General features: G+C 55.5%; 17 protein-coding genes. 9 read left to right on the top strand and 8 right to left on the bottom strand.

The window, feature by feature from the left end:
- The first annotated feature begins 68 nt into the window (after window positions 1-68).
- From Poly41_RS05125 to Poly41_RS05115, 3 genes are all read left to right on the top strand, one after another.
- Window positions 69-1,514: a serine hydrolase domain-containing protein gene (locus Poly41_RS05125; protein ID WP_146524763.1), complete on the top strand. Its 1,446-nt coding sequence runs from the start codon at window positions 69-71 to the stop codon at window positions 1,512-1,514.
- Between the two features lie 115 nt (window positions 1,515-1,629).
- Window positions 1,630-2,625 (top strand): class A beta-lactamase, encoded by a 996-nt coding sequence (gene bla, locus Poly41_RS05120; RefSeq protein ID WP_146524762.1) that lies wholly within the window; start codon window positions 1,630-1,632, stop codon window positions 2,623-2,625.
- A 33-nt stretch (window positions 2,626-2,658) separates the two neighbouring features.
- Window positions 2,659-4,965 carry a HoxN/HupN/NixA family nickel/cobalt transporter gene (locus tag Poly41_RS05115; RefSeq protein ID WP_146524761.1) on the top strand — a complete coding sequence of 769 codons (2,307 nt, stop codon included), beginning with the start codon at window positions 2,659-2,661 and terminating at the stop codon, window positions 4,963-4,965.
- A gap of 403 nt (window positions 4,966-5,368) precedes the next feature.
- Here Poly41_RS05115 and Poly41_RS35610 read toward each other — a convergent pair whose 3' ends face one another.
- From Poly41_RS35610 to Poly41_RS05090, 5 genes are all read right to left on the bottom strand, one after another.
- On the bottom strand, window positions 5,369-5,728 hold the full coding sequence (locus tag Poly41_RS35610; RefSeq protein WP_456237819.1) for a DUF3592 domain-containing protein: 360 nt from the start codon (window positions 5,726-5,728) through the stop codon (window positions 5,369-5,371).
- Window positions 5,729-6,450: 722 nt separating this feature from the next.
- Window positions 6,451-7,848 (bottom strand): hypothetical protein, encoded by a 1,398-nt coding sequence (locus Poly41_RS05105; protein WP_146524759.1) that lies wholly within the window; start codon window positions 7,846-7,848, stop codon window positions 6,451-6,453.
- A 1,209-nt stretch (window positions 7,849-9,057) separates the two neighbouring features.
- Entirely contained in the window at window positions 9,058-9,645 is a 588-nt protein-coding gene (locus Poly41_RS05100) for a hypothetical protein (RefSeq protein WP_146524758.1), read from the bottom strand.
- Window positions 9,646-9,796: 151 nt separating this feature from the next.
- The gene (locus tag Poly41_RS05095) at window positions 9,797-10,027 is read right to left on the bottom strand and encodes a hypothetical protein (RefSeq protein WP_146524757.1); all 231 of its coding nucleotides are present in this window, start codon (window positions 10,025-10,027) and stop codon (window positions 9,797-9,799) included.
- Window positions 10,020-10,616 (bottom strand): AAA family ATPase, encoded by a 597-nt coding sequence (locus Poly41_RS05090; RefSeq protein WP_146524756.1) that lies wholly within the window; start codon window positions 10,614-10,616, stop codon window positions 10,020-10,022. The genes Poly41_RS05095 and Poly41_RS05090 overlap by 8 nt, the downstream gene beginning before the upstream one ends.
- A 436-nt stretch (window positions 10,617-11,052) precedes the next feature.
- On the opposite strand from Poly41_RS05090, the gene Poly41_RS05080 reads away from it, so the two are divergent.
- Window positions 11,053-11,409: an RNA polymerase sigma factor gene (locus Poly41_RS05080; protein ID WP_146524754.1), complete on the top strand. Its 357-nt coding sequence runs from the start codon at window positions 11,053-11,055 to the stop codon at window positions 11,407-11,409.
- A gap of 216 nt (window positions 11,410-11,625) precedes the next feature.
- Window positions 11,626-11,937 (top strand): hypothetical protein, encoded by a 312-nt coding sequence (locus Poly41_RS05075; protein ID WP_146524753.1) that lies wholly within the window; start codon window positions 11,626-11,628, stop codon window positions 11,935-11,937.
- Window positions 11,938-11,961: 24 nt separating this feature from the next.
- Here Poly41_RS05075 and Poly41_RS05070 read toward each other — a convergent pair whose 3' ends face one another.
- Window positions 11,962-12,543, bottom strand: a complete 582-nt coding sequence (locus Poly41_RS05070) for a DUF4405 domain-containing protein (RefSeq protein WP_146524752.1) — start codon at window positions 12,541-12,543, stop codon at window positions 11,962-11,964.
- A 524-nt stretch (window positions 12,544-13,067) separates the two neighbouring features.
- Window positions 13,068-13,472, bottom strand: a complete 405-nt coding sequence (locus Poly41_RS05065) for a hypothetical protein (protein ID WP_146524751.1) — start codon at window positions 13,470-13,472, stop codon at window positions 13,068-13,070.
- A 900-nt stretch (window positions 13,473-14,372) separates the two neighbouring features.
- Here Poly41_RS05065 and Poly41_RS05060 point away from each other — a divergent pair.
- A complete protein-coding gene (locus Poly41_RS05060) occupies window positions 14,373-15,644 on the top strand; it encodes a Gfo/Idh/MocA family protein (protein WP_146524750.1) in 1,272 nt (423 codons plus the stop codon).
- 774 nt (window positions 15,645-16,418) lie between these two features.
- Window positions 16,419-17,561, top strand: coding sequence for a hypothetical protein (locus Poly41_RS05055; protein ID WP_146524749.1), 1,143 nt, complete (start codon window positions 16,419-16,421; stop codon window positions 17,559-17,561).
- Between the two features lie 157 nt (window positions 17,562-17,718).
- Here the strand turns inward: Poly41_RS05055 and eno are convergent, their stop codons facing one another.
- Entirely contained in the window at window positions 17,719-19,011 is a 1,293-nt protein-coding gene (eno, locus tag Poly41_RS05050; protein WP_146524748.1) for a phosphopyruvate hydratase, read from the bottom strand.
- A 214-nt stretch (window positions 19,012-19,225) separates the two neighbouring features.
- Here eno and Poly41_RS05045 point away from each other — a divergent pair, with 214 nt between their 5' ends.
- Window positions 19,226-19,864, top strand: a complete 639-nt coding sequence (locus Poly41_RS05045; protein WP_146524747.1) for a riboflavin synthase — start codon at window positions 19,226-19,228, stop codon at window positions 19,862-19,864.
- Entirely contained in the window at window positions 19,861-20,808 is a 948-nt protein-coding gene (gene rsmA, locus Poly41_RS05040) for a 16S rRNA (adenine(1518)-N(6)/adenine(1519)-N(6))-dimethyltransferase RsmA (RefSeq protein ID WP_231615414.1), read from the top strand. Before Poly41_RS05045 ends, rsmA begins: the two co-directional genes overlap by 4 nt.
- Window positions 20,809-20,990: the final 182 nt, after the last annotated feature.

Here is a 20,990-nt window from a genome sequence, read left to right as displayed (position 1 = left end):
TCGTCCTCAATCCCTCGCCTGAGAGCAGCGATGAAATCCACAACCCCCCAAAAGCTGCCATCCAGACCATGAATGTTTCTACCAGCATCCGCATACTCCTGACGACAGGTCTTTTGACCGTTTCGTCGGCCTTTGCCCAGGAGAAAAACATGGACACGCGGTTTGAGGAAATTAAGAGCGAAGCTCAGCGACTCATGGACGAAATCAAAGTCCCAGGGTTAGCCATCGGGATCCTTCACGATGGTAAGGTCCAAATGGCCGGCCTGGGCATTACCAATGTTGACGATCCTCAGGCTGTCACTGAAGCCACCGTGTTTTATATCGGCTCCATATCGAAGACTTTTACGACCACCGTAGCTCTTAAAATGTCAGAACGCGGAGAGCTCGACCTCGAAGCCCCGGTTCGAAAGTATCTCCCGGAGTTTTCGGTCCTCGATAGCGAGGCTTCAGAAAAGGCGAAGGTCATCGACCTTTTCCAGCACCGGACTGGCTGGCAAGGCGACTACTTTGAGGATCCCAGTTCAGGGGAAGATGCCTTGGAGAAGGCCGTGCGGGCTTTTCGATTCCTACCGCAACGCACACCTTATGGCGAAGTCTGGGCTTACAACAATAACAACTTCATCATTGCAGGACGCCTCATTCAAGTCGTAAGCCGTGCAAAATCTTATGAACAAAGAGTTAAGGACGAGTTGTTTCTGCCCCTGGGCATGACGCACACCTCATTCTTCATGGCGGAACTAATGGCAGAGCGCTTTGCTGTTGGCCATGCCGGAGTCTATGACGGGACGTCCGAACCTCAGGTCAGCTTTATGCCTTTTCCTCGCAGCGTCTATCCCGCCGGAGCCATACTCAGTAACGCCAGTGATATGTTGAAGTGGATGCAATTTCAGTTTGACGGTAAGGACAAGGACGGAAGTCAACTGTTGTCTCCAAAGTTGCTGGACATGTCGCACAGTCCCTTGGTCGAAGGCGAGCTGAGTGAACACACCGGCGTTACGTGGTTCGTTGAGGATATCGGCGGTGTGCGAACCGTTTTTCATGCCGGTCGGTCGGCAGGTGCTACCGCCAAGATGCTGTTTGCACCGGAGAAGAAATTTGGGATCATTGTTCTTACCAACAGCGACCGTGGTATTGAGGTGTACGATGCGGTAATCGCACTGGCTCTCAAAAAGTATTTGGATATTGAGAAAATACCCTTGGTTACAGTCACTGCAGATCGTAGTTCCCTTGAACCTTTCGTAGGACTTTGGTTAGGGGATAATGAAGACTACAAAATCTTTTTTGACAACGACCAGCTCATGGCTGATCGCTTATACAAACCATTGGGAGGAGTCCAATTTTATGAGAACCCTCCACCGATTTCGATGAGTAGCGTGGGTGAAGACATGGTTATCATGACAGATGGTGCCTTTCAAGGAACGGTTGGTGAGTTGCTGCGTGACAAGTCTGGAAAGCCGGCGTTCCTTAGCATGCAGCACCGGATCTTCCGTCGCTCCACCGAGGAAAACGATTAACAGCGAGTGAATCAGTTCGCTGCGCTACGCCACTTTTATCGGGCAATAGCACTTGCTGTTGGCAACGCCGTCTTCACTCAAATTAAATTGACTTAATAACAATAAGAAAAGAACGATGAAACAAAACATAGCACTGTATTTAATGGTAATGGCTTCGTTATTACTTGCAGTTCAATCGGCATTAGCTCAAGAAAAAAATATTAAAGATGTTTCTCAGAAGATCGAGAAACTTTCGCAGGGACTGGTTGGCCGCATTGGTGTGGCTGCGCAGGAAATTGGCGGCGACCAGGTCATCGCGGTCAATGGGGATGAGACCTTCGCCATGGCCAGCACCTACAAGGTGGCGATCGCCACGACCGTGCTGGATCGCGTAGACAAAGGAGAGCTCAGGCTCGACCAACTGGTCGAAGTCCCGCCCGACATGTACGTCACCGGCGTAATTGCGCTTGCCGAGACATTCCCGCACCCCGGGATCAAGCTCTCGGTGGCGAACCTGATCGAGGTGATGATCACGGAAAGCGACAACACGGCGACCGACGTCTGCATGGAGCTGGCAGGCGGAGCAGCGGCGGTGACCAAGAACCTGCACAGGCTCGGGATCACCGATTTCAGGGTCGATCGGACTACCCGCCAGATTCTCATGGATTTCTACGGCTTGTCGGGGGCCACGCCAGAGATTGTCGCTGAGGCCATCAAAAACAACCCGGAACTGGTGATTGCCCAGGTTGATCCCAATCCGGACTTCGAGGCGGATCCCCGCGACCACGCAACGCCCCTTGCGATGCTGCAACTGCTGCTTGCCATCGACGGTGGCACGGCGATGAGCGCCGAGAGCAGCAAGTTCCTGCTGGGAGTCATGTCGCGCACGCGCACCGGCGCTGACCGTATCAAGGGGCTGTTGCCGAAGGGAACGTCCGTAGCGCACAAGACCGGAACCGCAGGCGGAATTGCCAACGACGTCGGTTATGTCACGCTCCCCGACGGTCGGCGGTTTGCGATCGCCGTGTTCACGAACAGCAGCAAGACACCCGTGGCGGACCGGGATCGCGCCATTGCGGAAGTTGGCCGGACTCTCTACGACTTTTATTACTTAACGGCAAAAGACAAATGACCTTTTTCATGCCTAACACCGTGTTAAACCGGAATGTGTAATATGCGGTTCTTAGGATTCGTTTTTGCAGTGGCGGCCATGTTGGCCGCTACCAAGGTTTCTGCTGCCCCTGAAGAGATCGAGTTTTCAGACCTTGCGGATCCTCTGGCCGTTGTCTTTGACGATCCCTACAGAGACATGGGGTTCCAACTGCTGAATGAGTTGAAGCTCATTCTTCAGGTGGATGAGAGACTCGCGCAAAACGATTTCGCTGAAGATGAGCGTGCCCGGCTCGAAGACCGACGCACCGCGGCGAAGGACATGCTTGAGATCAACGGTTACGACGTCGATGAGCTGATCGCCCAACGCTGGGAGGTCGCCAAGAAGCGGAGGGCCGCACTCATGGCCACGAACCCCGCGTTGGACAAGGTCGAGGTGACGCTGTCGGGCTATCTGATCCCTGCGCCGCAGGCCCCAGATGGCACCTACTACGGCTATCTGGTCTCGCAGGTGGGGATGTGCAGCCATCTTCCGCCGCCTCCGCCGAACGAACTCGTGCGGGTAAAGTTGAAAGAAGATCCGCAGGGCCAGTCTCTCTATGTGCCGGTTCAAGTCTCGGGCCTGCTGCGTGTCGAAGCAAGCGATGCCACCATATTCATCCTCGATGGAGAGTCGCGTATGTTCAGCGGCTGGACCCTGGATGCCAACACCTTCGTTCAAAGGGAAGATTTGCGCGATGATAGCGCTGTGAATGCGTTCCATCAAACGTTCACTAACGGCATCGACTTGGCGGCCTCCACTGACAAGGTGCAGCCAATCACGTGGAGAAATCTTGTCCCGCAAGTTGAGATTGATAACGATCCCTTTCTCGAGTTGACCTCTGATCAGAAACTCGACCTCGTGATAGCCTCCAGAATACGGGAGCTACAGTCGGAAGGCGTGGAAATTACGCCAGAGCAACTGGAGAAGCTCACTGGCGCTGTAAAGCGGCTTGAAGAGGACGATATCGATATCGATGGATTGATCGCTTTGCGTGGAGAGATCGTCGCCCAGCGAACACACGCGCTGGCCGCGGTCAACGGCACTCTGAACGGCAAGCAGGTGCGACTCGCCGGTTATGTCCTGCCACTCGGGACGGGTGGGCAGAAGATCACGGAATTCCTGCTCGTTCCCTGGGTGGGTGCCTGCATTCACACGCCTCCGCCGCCTCCGAATCAAATGATCCACGTCTCGGTTCCGGGCGGGATGGAACCGCGAGGGCAATTCTCCCCGGTGTGGATCGAAGGAACGATTGAAGTGAAACCGGCGAGCTACGACCTGTTCCTCGTCGATGGCAGCATGCAGGTGAAGGTCGCCTATACGATGGTGACCGATGTAATCAGCGATTATTCGGCTGCGGATTCGGACGACCTCGCCAAGGTGGAGATTCCCGAGAGTGCCTTCGCAGGGCACAGCTGGTTTCAAATAGCGCAGGCGAAGGTTTCCCTGATTTTCACTCAGGCCATGAGCGGCCTTCGCGACGATGGGAGCTCGAAGGCGTTCTGGTTCGCTATCCTGGTGGCCTTCGGCTACGGTCTTGTGCACACGCTTGGTCCCGGCCATGGCAAGGCCGTGGTGATCTCCTACTTTGTTGGCGATGGAGGCAGCTTGCGCAAAGGCTTCACGATAGGAGTGTTGATCGCGATCTTTCATGTCCTGTCTTCGATCATCGTCGTGTTGGTGATGGATTTTGCCGTCAGGCAGGCCACCGGCCAGGCTCCGTCGGACTACCGCGCCATCCGCCTCGGCAGCTACGTCCTGATCATGGCCATCGGAGCCGTGATGTTGCGCAGTGCCATCCAAGCCTCGAGACAATCGCGGAAAAGCCTGGAAGCTGAAACGGGTGATCACGCCCACGCCAGCTATGATCACCATCACGAAAGTCATGGTAACCACCACGACGATCATGCTCATCACGACTGCCTCGCCTGCTCCGCGCTTGAGAAAAAAAATGGGGGTGCGGGCACGTGGCTCGCCCTCGCGGTGGGAGTCGTCCCCTGCACCGGCGCGCTCTTGGTGCTGCTCTTCGGCGTGGCCAACGACCTCCTCTTTCCTGCCATCCTGATGGTCGCTGCCATCTCCGCGGGAATGGCACTCGCCATGTCCGGCATCGGCGTGCTCGCCATCCTCGGCAGGCGCGTCGCTTTCCGCCAGATGAAGGCTGACGATCCTCGGCGGGCTCGCTTCACTTCCGGATTGCGGATCACCGGTGCGGCGTGCGTTCTCCTGATCGGAACCTTGCTCTTCGGTCTGACCTACTCAAACGCCAGTCAACTGACAGTCCCAACACCGTCTTCGAGTCTCGGCGACTCTCAGCGTTAGGGCAGAACGGTTAGAGAAGCCACTGCCGCGTCCAAGATGCTCTCGAGCGGGCGTATTAGTTACCGCAGCCGATTCGCTGCACATTCACCCCAAAATAGTCCGACATTCCAGGGAAACTGCGTCGAATTGATTTAGCTAAAGCGCGGAGGTCGATGCAACCGCCGCGAGTTGCGCATCGACGTTGCACGGCAAACAAGGGTGCTTCTACAGCCGTTGGTGCCATCAAGGAAATCTGGTTGTAGACCGTCCCACTGCTGGCTTACCTTTCGATCTCCAGCTCCTCGGCGGACTTTTTCTCGCTGTGGGTCGAAAGAACGGCGCGGTCTCTCGGGCGGGTCGGGGAGACGTCTTAAGCCGGAGCCAATGAATACTTCCCACCATGCAAACGGCCGGTGGGGACGGGTCATCTTTCCCAGATCTGAAGCCCCTGAGTCCTTGACAGTAAGAAGAAAACAACAATGGGAATCAAAATGAAGGCCAACAGCGAACCCACCAAGTCTTGAAAGGCGGATGATCGCATGAACTGGTTTTCCGGATAGATGTATGAGCGTTTCGGATGACTTGGGAAAAAGGCAACCTCGATTGGCTGGCCGATAGCGAAGCGTTTGACCTGTCGCTCGGGTCCTATCCATAAGCTCGTATACTCGGACCCGTCTACTGAGTATCGATAATTTACATCTATGACATGCTTGGAAACGATTTCTCCCGGTACGCGTGGAAGACGGGATACTCGCCAAGCACGCCGGATGTCAGATTGCTGCATCAAGCAGACAATTACGATTGCCACAGCCCATGCGGCAAAAACCACTGCCCTTGCTTTCTTGTTCACCCGCGCCGACTCAGGGGGTTCCGACGTACTTTGAGCCATGTTGGCATCACCAATTCATGCAGATCCGAACCAAGAACGCGGATCCGTATTTATAGACAGACGCCTGGCGGCGGTCAAATTATGGCATTCCTGTTGATGGCTTTATCCACGGTCGGCACACCGATGCAGGTAGCGACTTGAGCGCAATTTCCATTCGATCTGGTCCGAGATTTCACGAGGTGTGCGTGGAAGCGATTTCGCTTCGAGCTAGCGGGCGATGCAACCGCTGCGAGTTGCGCAACGAATTGCCGAGACGGCAAAAGGCCTGTTTCGCTCCCTTGACATCTTCCGGCCTCGCCGATCGATGATCGCTCCTGGGGTCGCTGGCGCCGCCTCCGCACGCAACTGAAACAGCTCGGGCCGTTGGAAACATTCTTAAGTCGCAGGGCATCGAACCTGCGCCGAGTCGAAAGACAATGGGCTCGTCGAGTAAGTTCTTAAAAGCTCGCTAGGACACAATGGCCGCGATCGATTTCATGACCGTTGAAATTTGAGACATCGCGAGGAGCTTTTGGAGCTGCTGCGGTTTCTGATTGAGATCAACGAGGGCGGTCCGGGGGCGGCTGGCGGAATTGAAACGCACAATCGCGTTCCACAAATGATCGACGCGTGACCGTTCAGCTGTCGTGAGCAGCGAGCTGAGTTGATGCTCTGATTTGTTCCGTTTGGATCAGAATTGCTTGGTGGAGCACCTTGGTTTCACCGCGGCTGTTGTTCAGTTCAATTCGAAAGATCCGTTCCGTCGCAACGTCTTCGTGAAACCATCGCGCCAGCGGATCGCTGATAGGCAACTTTTTAAGTAGCAGGACCATCGACTTATCGGTAACCTTGGGGGGGTTATCATCCAACATTAGCACCGCTGAAGCGAAAGTGACGTCATACACTCGAACCGATTGAATATCGGCTACTTTCGGAGTCAAGACGATCGACCACGCTAATTCTGACACGTCAACTTTTCCGTCAGGAAGCTGAGTTGCGCCAAAGCCGACGCCCGCGCTCGCGACGTCCGCCCAAGCACACTGCGAGTTTGTGGGCGAACCGCCACGATACGCTAGCGTGATGGTTTGGCCGCCTGCGATTTTGCGAGTCACTTTCATCGTCACCGGCTCGAGTGGCGATTCCATCAATCGCCGCATCACCCGCACGGTAGTTTCAGCAACTCTGCCGTCGCGAAACTTCATCTGTAGTGGGGTCTTTTCCTCACCTTGAACGAGTCGGCCAAGTTCCGAATCGAAACAATACGTGCTTATTCTTGGGCCGGAACGGATGCTTTCGAGGTCCGGATGTTGACTCAAAAATTCAGGCATCTGATGGTAGGTCGTTTGACCTTCGATCAGCCAGCAACGGTGTCCGAGCCGAATTTCCTGACCGACAAGTTGAAACCGACTCGTCCCCTTGCCGTCGTAAAGCGGGACCGTCCAGGAATCACCGATCGACACCGCATTCTTTGGCAATCCGACCGTATCCCCCGGAGTGAAGGTTCGCGGGTCGCTGATCGCTTCAGGAACTCTCATCCACGGTTCTATCTCGATTCCTGGAACTTCTTCTGGCAAAACCGTGCCGCCGTCTGGTGTCGCGTAAAACAAAAAGTGCGACTGCACGAAGCGAAAAACCTCGTCTTGAAAGAATTTCTCCTCGGGATCCAAGTCGTTCGCCCCCAAAGGCATGTATGTGTCCGTCGTGATCGTTCGTTCCGGTGTGATCGATTCGCGTTTGACACGCTCGAAACTAACACCAATTGCCGACGCTTCACCCTCTAAAATGACCTCCCAGCTGTACAGAGTGGTGCGTCGATTGGTGGTTTCGTGGACGGCACCGTCGACGGTTTCGCGGGCAGCGTACTCATCTCGCTGCGCGTAGTAGAATGTTTGCCCATTTCCAAATTTCCACCGCAACTGAACCTTTCCAGACGATGTGGGTTCATCAGCAAACGCATTGCTGGACGCCAAAATGATCGCACAAACAAACACTTTTAAACAACAGTCGGATACGTTCTTCCATTGGATTGCCACCATCTGAATCTCCAATAGTGCTGGCGTGTCACTCAGTTGGCAAGTACAGCAATCGCTGTGCCGATCAGCAAACAAATCGCGGTGACGATGAGTTAACGGCTTTGTGCGAGAGTATTCGCACAATCCGGGCACACTCGCACACTGCGAACGATTGTGTCGACCTTTACTTCTGGACCCTAGAATTGGAGGTTGATGAACGGCCAACGGCGTTCCTTACCCCGGCGTCGACAGCCGCCCGCCCAAGTTGGAGCGACCGCAAGACTGCTTCGGTCAGGCTCGCCCTGGCTGCTTAACTCCAACGGGTCGATGTGAACCACGCTCGCAGGGAAGACGCGTTGAGATCCGACGAAACGCTCCTTGCTTGCTCGCATCGGTGAGTTCACCGATGCGAGTGCGAGCTCAACGCAACTCGCTGAGGCCGATGCAACCATTGTCAACACGTCGTCGAACATGAACCGTTGACCCCATTTGCGAAAAGCTCTTGAAGCAATCCGCTTCGCCGCTTCGCCGCTTCAGTGTGATCAGCGCCGTAAGTTAGCAGATTCAGCGCAGTTTTTTTGGCTCATCCGGCGGAAGCGTGCGCAGGAGGTTTTCGAGGCATCTCTCCGGTGTCCCATCATTGCTGGCAGGAGCTATTTTCACTGGTTATCGTGCAGTTTCCGGGAGAAACGGAGTCGAGCTCTGCAGAGGTGCAACTTGACAAGGGATATCCCGGTCGACGGTGCGCCAAGGGTGCTACCGGTTCCCGGCGAACGACCGTCCGTCGGGGACTCTTTTCTAAGACATCATTGGACACCGGAGCCATACCTCCAAAAAAACCTCGAGTCTGGGTTCCGCGCGCTTCCGTCGGATGAGCCGTTTTTTGTCGGGTAGTCCTCGATTTCGGGAAGTGTGCATCGAAGCAATCCCGCGGACTCGCGTCGGTCGATGAAACCGGTGCGTCTTCGGTTGAGGCCGTTTCGGCGTGTCGTTGTCCGGATTCTGAAGACACCGACGCGATTTTCACTTCGACCGAAGCGTCTTTGTAACGCAATACCAGAGTCCGCTATTGCCCCCTCCTCGCCCTTAAATAATTGCGCTCTGATCGCCAGATGCGAAACCAGAGGAGTTGAAAACCGAACAACCAGCCTGAGCCCGGCGAGAAATCGTGCTTATCGACTTCTAATCGACATTGAATGCGGCTGAGTCGGGAATCGTTGATCTGCGTGTCACTCACTGGTTGTCCGAAACCAGTTGTTGGGCCAAGTGCTCAACCACGTCTGGATCACGCGGCAATGCCGTATGGTTGAGCCGATAGTCGTAGATTTTTTCCACCCCTTCAAACTGGGCACTAAGGGACGTCACACACAGATCGCCCTCGAAGATCTCGTCGGGCAACACCAGTGTATCGAGGGCTGCGCGGGCGAATTCGACACTGATGTCGTCGCTGCCGTCCTCGTCCAGTCGCCGTGCAAGCGATTTGATTGTCGATGACAAAGCGGCTCGCACAAAAAACGACCGCGTTCGCGAGAACGCTTTCCCGCGGTAGATTGCGTAGCGTTCCAGATGTCGAGGCCGCGACGGACGATTCAAGTAAGTTAGGAACATGCTATCTGGCAGTAGGTCATGCGAGATCTGTCCGTGCCCGTCGCGAATGGCAGAGGCCAACGCAGCATCGAAGCCAAAGTTCAAGTCACCGATGAATTGTCCGACTTCCAGCAAACTTCGCAGCGCCGCAAGGTTGCTACCCAGATGCGGCGTGCCCTGAAAGTACACCCGGTGAGCGTCGCCGCCATCGACTTCAACGTAGTGGCGAAGCACTCGACCGAACTCTGTTCGGTCGATGCAACCTACGCGAGTTGCGGAAGTGAGAGCCGAGGGCGATAAGGGCTGATCCCAAGCCCTTGTGAATACAGCGGAACATGCGACTAGCAAGTCGCGGGATTTGATCGACTATTACGAAATTGACCGGCTACTGCGACTTCCGTTCATCACCTGTTTCTGGGGCGTTAACGCCAGGGTCCGAAACGGAGAGTTCGCCAGTTCGAGTTTCATAGTAAAGTCGGCCGTTGATGGAATAGACATTAGGCACACCCAGACGCCTGCTTTCGTCTTGAGCCTTGTCAACCGCGATGCTTCCCTGTCGCACGAGTTCATCAATCTTGGCGTATTGCTCAGCGGTCAAAATCGATTTCTTAATCATTCAGCGATTCAACCAGTTTCAAAAAGGCCTTGTGGAGAGTCGCATCCCGAACGGTCAATTCGCGACGCGATCCAGTTGATACATCTTGTATCCGACTTCCTCCATTGTAAAGCACAACCCAATTGTCGGCCAATTCGCGATAGCGCAACCAGAAGTTCTTGATGCTACGAACATAACGGCGCCGTATGTCTGATTCCGGCACGTCATGTCCACCCTTGCGGACGCGTTCTGCGACGCGTGCAATACAAACATCGACCGAATCAACGAAGACAAAGACAATCGTGATTTCGTATCCAAGGTTTCGCGCTTCAAGAATGCGGGTTCGAAACGATCGCCCGGACAACGTCGATTCCACCACACAAGAACCCTTGTCCGCAATAATATCATCGACGGATCGAATAAACTGTCTCGCTGCATCAACCCGAGCAGAGGTCGGATCGTCAGGAGCAATCAGTGCAGCAATTGCATCAGCGCCAATGTACGCAATTGCCTCCGACGACGCGTATTGCAATGCGACGGTCGTTTTGCCAGCCCCGTTCGGACCACCGACAATTAGCAGTTGTGGCGTCTCAGCCAATCCTCGCCCCATTTTTTTGTCGTATTACTACCGCCACGGAGCATCTCAACGTAACCAGGATCGCCAAATCCGGCGAGCAGTCACGACCGCGCCTCGCGATTTCCGGTTCATGGCGTGATTAGTCATATTGTAACGAAGGCGATCGGGCGAGCTGCGAGGAAAGCAGCTAGAAACTCAGCCGCGCCGAAGTCGACACCGCTTCATAACGCCACTTCGCTGCACAGTTCCGACAAACGGTGTCGGATTCTTCACGAACTGTGCGTCGAAGAGTCTGAGTGAACGCCGCGAGGTCGATGCATCCTCGTGCACGAAGCAGACTGCGGAACTCGCATCGGTCGCGATGTCCGCCGTAGTCTGGCAAATCGCGGTTGTCGAAGGTTTGATTCCCGCGATCCGATCCGGCTCCGGTGTCCCCCAGCACCAACCGAGCTCCCCGCCGCTATGATGAATGGATAATGATCCGCAAGGCGCCCGCGAATTCGCTACCACGCATTGGAGTCTGGTGGTTGCAGCGAAACCAGACGGGGCGAGCCAGACGCAGGCTCAAGAGGCTTTAGAGGAGCTCTGCAAGGCATACTGGTATCCTCTCTATACCTTCGTGCGCAATCGCGGATATTCTCCAACCGATGCCGAGGACCTGACGCAGTCCTTCTTCGCCCGCCTCATCGAGACCCGCGGATTCGCTTCTGCCGAGCCAGAGCGTGGCCGGTTTCGATCCTATCTGCTCGGCGCATTGAAGCACTTCCTGGCCCACGATTGGGAGTACAAGAAGGCCAACATGCAACCCTCGTCCACATTGGAATAGGCGGCCACGTTAGCGCCATGAGCGTGACCGTGCGGTTACAACGGTGGCCCGTTTGAGCACCGTGCCTCAGGCGTCCCCGTTGGTATTGCTCAACACACCCACTGAGGTGAATGCAGCGAGCCGGGAAGTGGCAGACTCGAACGCACTGGTTGGCCAGTCGAATCGTCCGTTGGCCACTGGCTAACGTCGATCTGTTTTTTTACCCGCCACCCCCGGTTGGCCCGGCACCAGTACTTGGAGATCTGGCAATCGTTCGAGGCAAGCAAAATCGTAAACTTCGACCGCAAACTTCACAGTGGTCGCCGTGACCTGGTGGTCGCTGATGATCTTCCATTTGTAAACGCGATCTCGGCCACTCCGCGTTCATCGATGTTTCGCGACCAGTTTCAATCGTCGGCCGATCGCGCGGCAGCGGAGGATCTCAGCCATATTCAAGACCTAGCCGAACTGACGGAGCTGGAATGCCAGGCTCGTCACGAGAGCCGGATCAAGCGTCTGATGACTTCGGTCGTAGTCCATTGTCCGTAGTTTTTCAACAATTCCAACGCTCGTTCAAGATAGCGACGACAAAACACGATCCCCAGGCAACGAATTGTTGATCGTAATCACTTTGGATGAAGTTGGTTGGTCGCTCGTTTGCTCCCAGCTATCTCTCAGTTTGTACTTGAGCTCAATCGGTATGCTAATGGGCGGTAGCTCGAAGATCGTTGCGGCAAGGATTAGACTGGTCAAAACGAACGCTGCGGCGAGTTCCCGTTTCATATTGACTCGCATGCTGGATCTCTGTTTGAGGTAGCCAACCATACGCGACCAGTTTTTGATCAAATGAAAAAGGGCCGCAACGATAAAGATCAAGCTTGAATTGATGTGTACCGCCACCCATTGGTCGCGTCGAAGAGCGAGGGCGGTCCATGATGTCCAGTTGGCAACCCGTCCTCGCGGGGCAATGTAGAGAAGGAAACCAGAAATCAACATCATGAACAAGCAGAACACCAGCAGAATGGAAATAAAGCCACGGAGGCTAAATGGACGTTCGACCGATGCAGCAACACTTGGCTTGGTGATTTCTGCACGAGCACGCCGCTTGCGACTGGGGACGCTCGTATCGGGATTTGCGAAATCGGCGGAAGACATGGCATGATTCCTTACTTGATCAGTGCGTTTGACGAGAACCCGTTCGGGAAGTGCGGCGAGAAATCTCTACGTCATTGATCCACGCCGCACTCTGTGGTTTTTATGGGCTTAGTCCCTTGTTTGAGCCTCATCAGCATTCTCTTGCTCCACAGAATCCTCTGTGGAGTCTTCAGAGAATTCAGAAAGACCTCGTCCCCAACCGCGTCCCATGCCCATGCCCATGCCCATGCCCATGCCAGGGCTGTGATGTTCGGCGGAAGGTTCGCCGTGCCGTTCCTTAGCTTTTTGTTCGTGATTGACTGCGTCACGATTTTCAGTCGATTGGCATGATCCATGAGCATCACCGGAGTCACTGCAGCTTTGGCGCTGGCCGGAAGAGTTGGCTTGGCAATAAGACGATGTGTTGCCCTCCGAGCAAACCGATTGTGAATCGCATTGCCCGTTAGCTTCCTGGCAACCTCCCGCATGAGCGTTTCCGCCTTGGTGCCTCTGTTTTCCGAGACCATTTGGCGTCGAGATGAGGGCTACACTCCGGTTTCTTCCAAATCTCCCTTGGGCTCGGCCGTCTCCGCGCCCCTGACCGTTTCCAGGTGAACCAGCGCCGCCATGAGCTTCTTCGCAGCCACCACTGCACCCGCCACCTTGCTGGCCATGTCCCGAATGGTCACTTCCTGAACATCCACCATTGTTACCTCCGTGATTTCCTTGGCCTCGGCCGGATCCTTGATTGCCCGAACAACCACCCGCGGACGCATGATTGGAATCGCTGCACCCGCTAGAGCTACATCCTCGGTTCCCTTGCTGTGATCCCATACCTCGATTCCCGGCACATTGCCCTGCCGAACCGGATTGGAACCGGCCTCTACCTTGGTCAAATCCCTGTCCTCCGTAACCTCTTCCGGAATCGGTGAAACGGATTTGTTGAGCATTGTTAGACAGCGAGGATGAATCGCTCCATAGTGAATCGCTATATTTTGGCCACAAAGCACCGGCAGCAAGACCGATCACTAGCGCGATTACAAAGCCGATTGAAAACTGACTGTTCACTGAACTTCTCCTAAAAGGTTGTTATGGGGACTTGCCGCTTCCAGACATTTGCAGCCAGAGCGAACGCTGATGAGCATTTCGTATTTGCACGTTGAGTGCCAAACATGGCGTGCACAGCTACGAATCTCGCAAAACACTTCCAAGTCGATATACCGAAAGGAGTTATGGCATTTCTGGATACTGTGATTCGTTTTTTCTCGGTAGCAGGTGTGAAGCGAATGCTCATCTGCCGAAATCCTGGTGTGCAAAATTTTCACGCGTTTAAGACGATCGATGGTTTGGATCATGCTTTCCGATGCTGGCAGCATCGACTTCGTTGCGGAAACCAAACGCGTTATCGCTTGCAGTTGTCGTTCGCCCAAGGTATTGGGCTGGGGGGGGCTGGGCTGCTGAAGACGGCGGCATGGTGTGTTGAGACGGTGCCCGAATCGACTGGATCTGCTCGCCACGCGCACGCCCGCGTAGGGAGCGGCAACGCGAGTGTACAAGTCGGCTCTGCGCCTTGTGACATTTCTGCATGATCGCCCCCCTCATCCCCAGCCCTTCTCCCCCCGAAAAATCGGGTGGAGAAGGGAGCCTGAGTGGTAGGGTGCCGATACCAATGCCTTTTTTGTCGCGATCCCGTGGTGACTCTTGCTCAGAGTGAATCGATACCGTTGGGCTGGGGCCGCTGCACTGCCCGGATCGCGGCATGGTATAGTGGCGGATTGATTTCCCCCAATTCCTCCGATCGGCTTCCCTCTCCGCAGCGAGTCTTCCCACCCACCCCGAGCTCCGACAACATGCCTCGTTCACCTCAGTCCTCTCGGCGTCGTTTCTTGAAACGCAGCGCTGCTGCGAGTGCCATTGCTTTGCCCTACTTCATTCCTCAGGGTGTCTTGGCTGCAGCGGGTAGACCCGGGGCCAATGATCGCGTGATCATCGGTTTTGTTGGTACCGGCGGGCGAGCTCGCCAATTGATGGATCACGTCCCCGCGGACGGTCGTATCGTGTCGATCTGTGACGTCTACCAGCAGCGCATGATCGATACGCTGAAGGAAAAACAACAGAACTGGAAGACCTACTCCTCCCACGAGCAGATGTTTGAATCGGAGAACCTGGATGCCGTCGTGGTGGCGACTCCCGACCACGCACGCGTACTGCCTTGCATCCATGCCTGCCAGGCAGAGTTGGACATCTATGCCGAAAAACCTTTGACGTTGACGATCCATGAGGGCCGCGTTTTGGTCAACGCAGTACGGAAGTACAACCGCGTTTTCCAAGTGGGCTCGCAACAGCGAACGATGGAGTTGAATCGATTTGCCTGTGAGTTGGTTCGGTCAGGCGGGATCGGCAAAATCAAGCGAGTTCAGGGGATTTGCTATACGGGGCCGCGAGACTATCAGGGGCTGCCGGAGCAGCCAATCCCCGAGGGTGATAACTGGGACGTTTGGCAAGCACAAACCGAGGCGAGACCGTTTAATCATGCGTTGCAGTTTGGATGGATGGGATGGCGAGCCTATTCGGGTGGCGAAATGACCAATTGGGGCGCACACGGAGTTGACCAAATTCAATGGGCGTTGGGCAAGAGTCTGACAGGGCCTGAAGAAATCTGGCCCGTGACGCCGGGACCCAACGGCAAGGTGTCGATGCGCTATGCCGATGGCATTCAAGTCGATTACGAACTCGACAAGGGACCGATGGGAGGCGGCATCTTCACTGGCAGTGATGCAAAGATTGAGATCAACCGCAACAAGTTCACCACCAATCCGCCTGATTTCGTTCGCAATCCACCGGCCCTCGAAGAGGCGCTCTCCTGGGAAGGAGCGGGTTGGGTTGCCCGACCCCATATCCAGAACTGGCTCGATTGCATCCGCACGCGCAAAACGCCTAACGCCGACGTCGAAATCGGTCACCGATCGATCAGCGTTTGTCACTTGGTCAACATTGCTCGGCAAGTGGGCCGCAAGCTTCGTTGGGATCCAAACGAAGAGCAATTTCCCGGGGACGAAGAAGCGAATGCGTACTTGGATCGACCGCGACGTCAAGGATGGGAACTTCCCGATCTCGCGTAGCTGGACAGCGCCACTTTGTGGGCGATTTACCGTCATTTGCCAGATCAATCTCGGACTGAGCGGCGCTATCCAGTTAGTGACGGTCGGACAATAGGTGAGCGGAATGGCGTTAGCCACCGTTAAATGCGAATAGAGTTTTCTAGCCTAAACCCGGCGGCTAGCGTTAGGAATCGTTAGTTCCATCCTGTTTTGATCCTGAAAGGATCGCAGAAGTTAGCCGGTGGTTGAGCGCCAGCGATACCACCGGATCGATATGCGGATTTCTAAACCGACCCTGAGAGGGTCGCGGGAATCCGTGATCTTCGACCCTTCCAGGGTCGGTCCGAGTTGTTCGTTCAATACCGGGGGTGCGCTGCTCTCGCAGCGACCCCCGGCTACCTTCTGCGATCCTTTCAGGATCAATCACCTACCGGGCTAGCAATACCGTGTAGATAGGCTAGCTTGCGACTGGACGAAACCTGAGGTTTCTCGCGGCGAGCCCGTCCAAACCTATTCCCCGTAACCCTTTGTATACAATCAGCATACATCGATTGAGTCAAAAATAAACTGCGCACGTTGGAGTCGTAGGCTTTAGCCGATTCAGCACGGATCCAGCACGCAATCGGCTAAAGCCTAGCACTCCAACGAATCATCCGGCGGCTAGCGCCCAATACCGCTCAGCATTGGAAATTTGAGCGTTGTTTTTTGCACGATGCTTTACACGGGTTGGCTACGAGACGAGGCGTCGCACCCTCAACAAGCATTCACACGATATTGGAAGGTAGGATAGTAGCGATGATTCCCTGTACTTCACGAGCAATGGTTCTGCTCTGCATTCTGTTTACTGGCGCAGGCTTCACCGAAGAGCCCACGTCCATTTCGAAGAAATACCAGGCCCTGAAAAGTCCTCCCACGACTGCGGGCACCACCTGGGCCCTGCTTGATCGGGATGGAGCAAACCGTGCGATCGAACCCTACTTCTCGTCGTTAGGGCAAGGGGAAGCGGGTACCGGGGTCGCCTCCTCGCCTCCGTTTGTGATCGCCGACGATGAAATCTCCTTCACGATCTGTGGCCACGACGGCGCGGGGGGCGGAGAGGGGAAAAACTACATCGCTCTGGTCGATGCTCGTAAAGGCGAAATGCTGATGCAAACGGCTGCACCGGGTCATGACGGCATGCAGCAGCGATCGTGGAACGTCCGTCCGCATCAAGGCAAAGAGGTGCGAATCGAAATCCATGACGGTAACAGCGGTAGTGCCTATGGGTGGATGGGGATTGGGAAGATTGATGCCGGCTCGTCACTGACGATCGACTTTCGTCAAGGTATGCCGGATGGTTGGGAGCGACCCGAACGGTCCGTGGACGTTCGTTATGAAACCATTGCGCCCGGTGTACCGTTCAAACGGAGCGTCTCGACATTCACGCTGATTCCAAACAGCGGGCAAATCGAATTACCATGTGGCTTCAGCGCTCGACGACTCTTTTTCCTTGGCGGTACCGTGAGCGGTGGACAACCGCTGCAGTCCTGCGGTGCCATCGAAGTCCATTACGCGACCGGTTCACCCGACGTCTTTCCCCTGATCATCGGTTTCACGCTGGATGGGCGCTACAAACGCCTCAGTTCCTCAAAGGCGTCGTATCTGCATCCGTCGGCTGACCCTTACCAGCCCTATTTGGTGGTCGCCCCTCGAGGGGACCGGATCGAGAAGATCCGCTTGGTGGCCAGTCCCGATCATGCCCCGATTCCTCGAATCACGGCGATCACCTGTGAATCGGAAGCGGACAACGAAAACTTGATCCCGTTGCCCGATTGCGGCCCCTCGGCGACCGAGGAGCAATGGATTCGTTCGCACCAACTTGCCGCTGGCTCTCCGGATTTGGATCAGATCATCCAAACCATCCGAGTCGACCATAAATTGGCACCGAACGATCGGTGACTTGCTGAATCTGATCACGGGATGATCCGCCGGAAGAGACAAACTTGAAAGCACGAAAACGAAAAAGCCATACGCACGAGGATGCGTATGGCTTTGTTTTTCAATCTTGCATCCGCCGGGCATTGCCGGCGAATGGTTCAACCCGTTGCAGAGGGAACTAGCTCTTTGCCAGCAGTTTCTTGGCGAGGACGGGACCGCCGTAAAGTGCAGCGTCGCCAAGCATCTCTTCGATCCGTAGCAATTGGTTGTACTTGGCCATCCGGTCGCTGCGGCTTGCCGAACCGGTCTTGATTTGGCCGGTCGAAAGAGCAACCGCCAAGTCGGCGATCGTCGAGTCTTCGGTTTCACCGCTGCGGTGGCTGGTCACAGCCGTGTAGCCATTGCGGTTCGCCAATTGGATCGAGTCGATCGTTTCGGTCAACGTTCCAATTTGGTTGACCTTGATCAGAATGCTGTTCCCGATCCCTTCGTCGATACCACGTTGCAAGCGTTCGACGTTGGTCACGAACAGGTCGTCGCCAACGAGTTGGATCTTGTCGCCAAGCTTGTCTGTCAGCTTCTTCCAGGTGTCCCAATCGTCTTCGGCACAACCGTCTTCGATGCTGCAGATCGGATACTTGCTACACCAATCGGCCCAGAAGTCGACCATTTCGTCGCCACTGATTTCTTTGCCATCGATCTTGTACTTCTTGGTCTTGGAGTCATAGAACTCGGTCGACGCGGGATCCAAGGCGATCCAAACTTGTTCGCCCGCTTTGTAGCCGGCTTTTTCAATCGCTTGCATGATCACGTCAAGCGCTTCTTGGTTGCTTTTCAGATCGGGTGCGAAACCGCCTTCGTCACCGACGGCCGTGTTGTAGCCTTTGTCGGAAAGGACCTTCTTGAGGTTGTGGAAGATTTCTGCACCACAACGAAGTGCGTCGCTGAAGCAATCGACACCGAGCGGCATGACCATGAACTCTTGGACGTCGACATCGTTGTCCGCGTGTTCGCCACCATTGATGATGTTCATCATCGGGGCGGGCAGCAATCGAGCACCGACACCACCGAGGTAGCGATACAGGGGTTGTCCGGTAGAGGCGGCCGCGGCGTGTGCGGTGGCAAGCGAGACACCGAGGATGGCGTTGGCACCCAGGTTCTTTTTATTGGGAGATCCGTCGAGTTCGAGCATCGCGGCATCGACGGCGGCTTGGTCGGTCGCGTCCATGCCGGCCAACGCATCGGCGATCTTGTTGTTGACGTTGTCGACGGCCGTCATCACGCCCTTACCCAGGAACTTGGATTTATCGCCATCTCGCAGTTCCCAGGCTTCGTGAACGCCGGTGCTGGCACCGCTGGGGACGGCTGCTCGTCCGTGTGCTCCATCGCTGAGCAGCACTTCGCATTCGACGGTAGGATTGCCGCGGCTGTCGAGGATTTGGCGTGCGTGAATTGCTTCGATTAAAGTCATTGAGAGGCCTCGTAAAGTGGGAACAGAAAGTGTGTTGGGATCGTGACGAAATGTCCGGGCAGCCAAGCCGCGAGTCGGTTTTTCTGACCACTGCGTTGTGCAAACCGCCGGCATTTTGTCCAATGAGCTGCATTGCCGCTACCCGTCATGGACGGCGGCGAGCGTTTTCCTTCGTCTCAAACACCTGTTTTCCTTTAACTGTTAGTGATGAGCCATGTTTACCGGACTTATCGAAGCGATGGGCCAATTGTCGGAGATCCGTGATGAGCCGCCGGGGAAGCGATTCGCCATCGACGCAGGTCGAGTGGCTGAAGGTGTGAAAGTTGGCGACAGTGTTGCCATTAATGGCTGCTGCCTGACCGTTGTGGCAGCTGCCGGAAAAATCCTCGAGTTCGAAGCTGGCGAAGAAACGCTCTCGCGGACCAATTTAGGCACGCTAAAAATCGGCTCAGGCGTCAATTTGGAACGTTCGCTTGCGATTGGCGATCGGTTGGGGGGGCATTATGTCACAGGCCACATTGATGGCCAGGGAATGCTGCGTGAACGGAAGAACGATCCGCCCTGGGCCACGCTCTGCTTCGAAGTGCCCAAGCGACTGGCTCCACAAATCGCCAGCAAGGGGAGCATCGCGGTGGATGGCGTCAGTTTGACGATTGTGGACGCGGATCAGGATTCTTTCAGCGTTGCCTTGATTCCTCATACCCTCGACGTCACCACGCTTGGGCAGCTCTCCAACGGTGACCAAGTGAATATCGAAACCGATGTGTTGGCCAAATACGTCCAGCGATCTTTGGAAATGCTTGGCGATGGCGAAGCGCCGCTTGCACCCACTCACAGCGACACAGACACTTGAATCAGCCGTATCCCAACGAACGTGAGCCCAACGAAACGCGGCAAACGGCAACGTACTTGTCCAAGCGGCTGGCCCAGGCTGGTTTGCGCCCGGTCACTCGGTTCGGTCAGAACTTTCTGATTGATTTGAATCTCATCGACTTGATCGCTCGATCGGCCGAGTTGAAGCCAAACGATGTCGTGTTCGAGGTCGGTACGGGGGTCGGATCGTTGACTGCAAAGCTAGCGGATGCCGCGGGGGCGGTGTTGTCCATCGAGATTGACGCGAATCTGCACCAATTGGCCAGCGAGGAACTCTCTGGCCGGCCCAACGTGCTATTGCTCAAAGGCGATGCGCTGAGAAACAAGAATGCGCTCCGTGATGATTTGATGGGGCACATTCGTGATGCGATCGCGAGAATCGGAGACGATGCTCGATTCGCACTCGTTGCCAATCTGCCCTACAACATTGCGACCCCGCTGATCAGCAACTTGCTTCACGAGACGCCCTACCCGGACGTGATCGTCGTCACCATCCAAAAGGAGCTCGCCGACCGCATGGTCGCCCAACCGGGGACGAAGGATTACGGGGCGCTAAGCGTTTGGGTGCAATCGGTTTGCCGGGCAAGCATCGTGCGCGTGCTTTCTCCGAAGGTGTTTTGGCCACGGCCGAAGGTCGATTCCGCCATCATTCGCCTCGACGCCGAGCCGGAAAAACGGGCCGCGATTCCCGATTTGAAGTATTTCCATGACACGGTCCGAGCCCTGTTCTTTCACCGTCGCAAATTCTTGCGCAGCGTTGTCATCAGTGCGATGAAGGGGAGATTGGATAAAGCCGAGGTCGATCAGGTGCTCGCATCGCTCGGACACGGTGAGACGAGTCGGACCGAGCAATTGACGGTCACTGAGCTGCAACAGTTGGTGGAAGCCCTGCGTCAAGCGGAAGCGAAGAAAGCAACGAGCTGAAAAACGTCGGTTTGGAAGGAAAAACATCCCCCACGGGGCGGCCTAACGAATCGATATTAAGACGTATCGAAAAGTTGGCCGCGCGTCCTGGACCCTCCCCCTCGCTGCGCTCGACCCCTCCCGCTGCGCGGGCAGGGGTGGTTGGATACCTAAACACTTCAGCAGTCACAACTTAAAAACTG

It is taken from the genome of Novipirellula artificiosorum, from assembly GCF_007860135.1.
GTDB lineage: Bacteria > Planctomycetota > Planctomycetia > Pirellulales > Pirellulaceae > Novipirellula_A > Novipirellula_A artificiosorum.
This window is presented reverse-complemented; position numbering and strand designations above follow the sequence as displayed.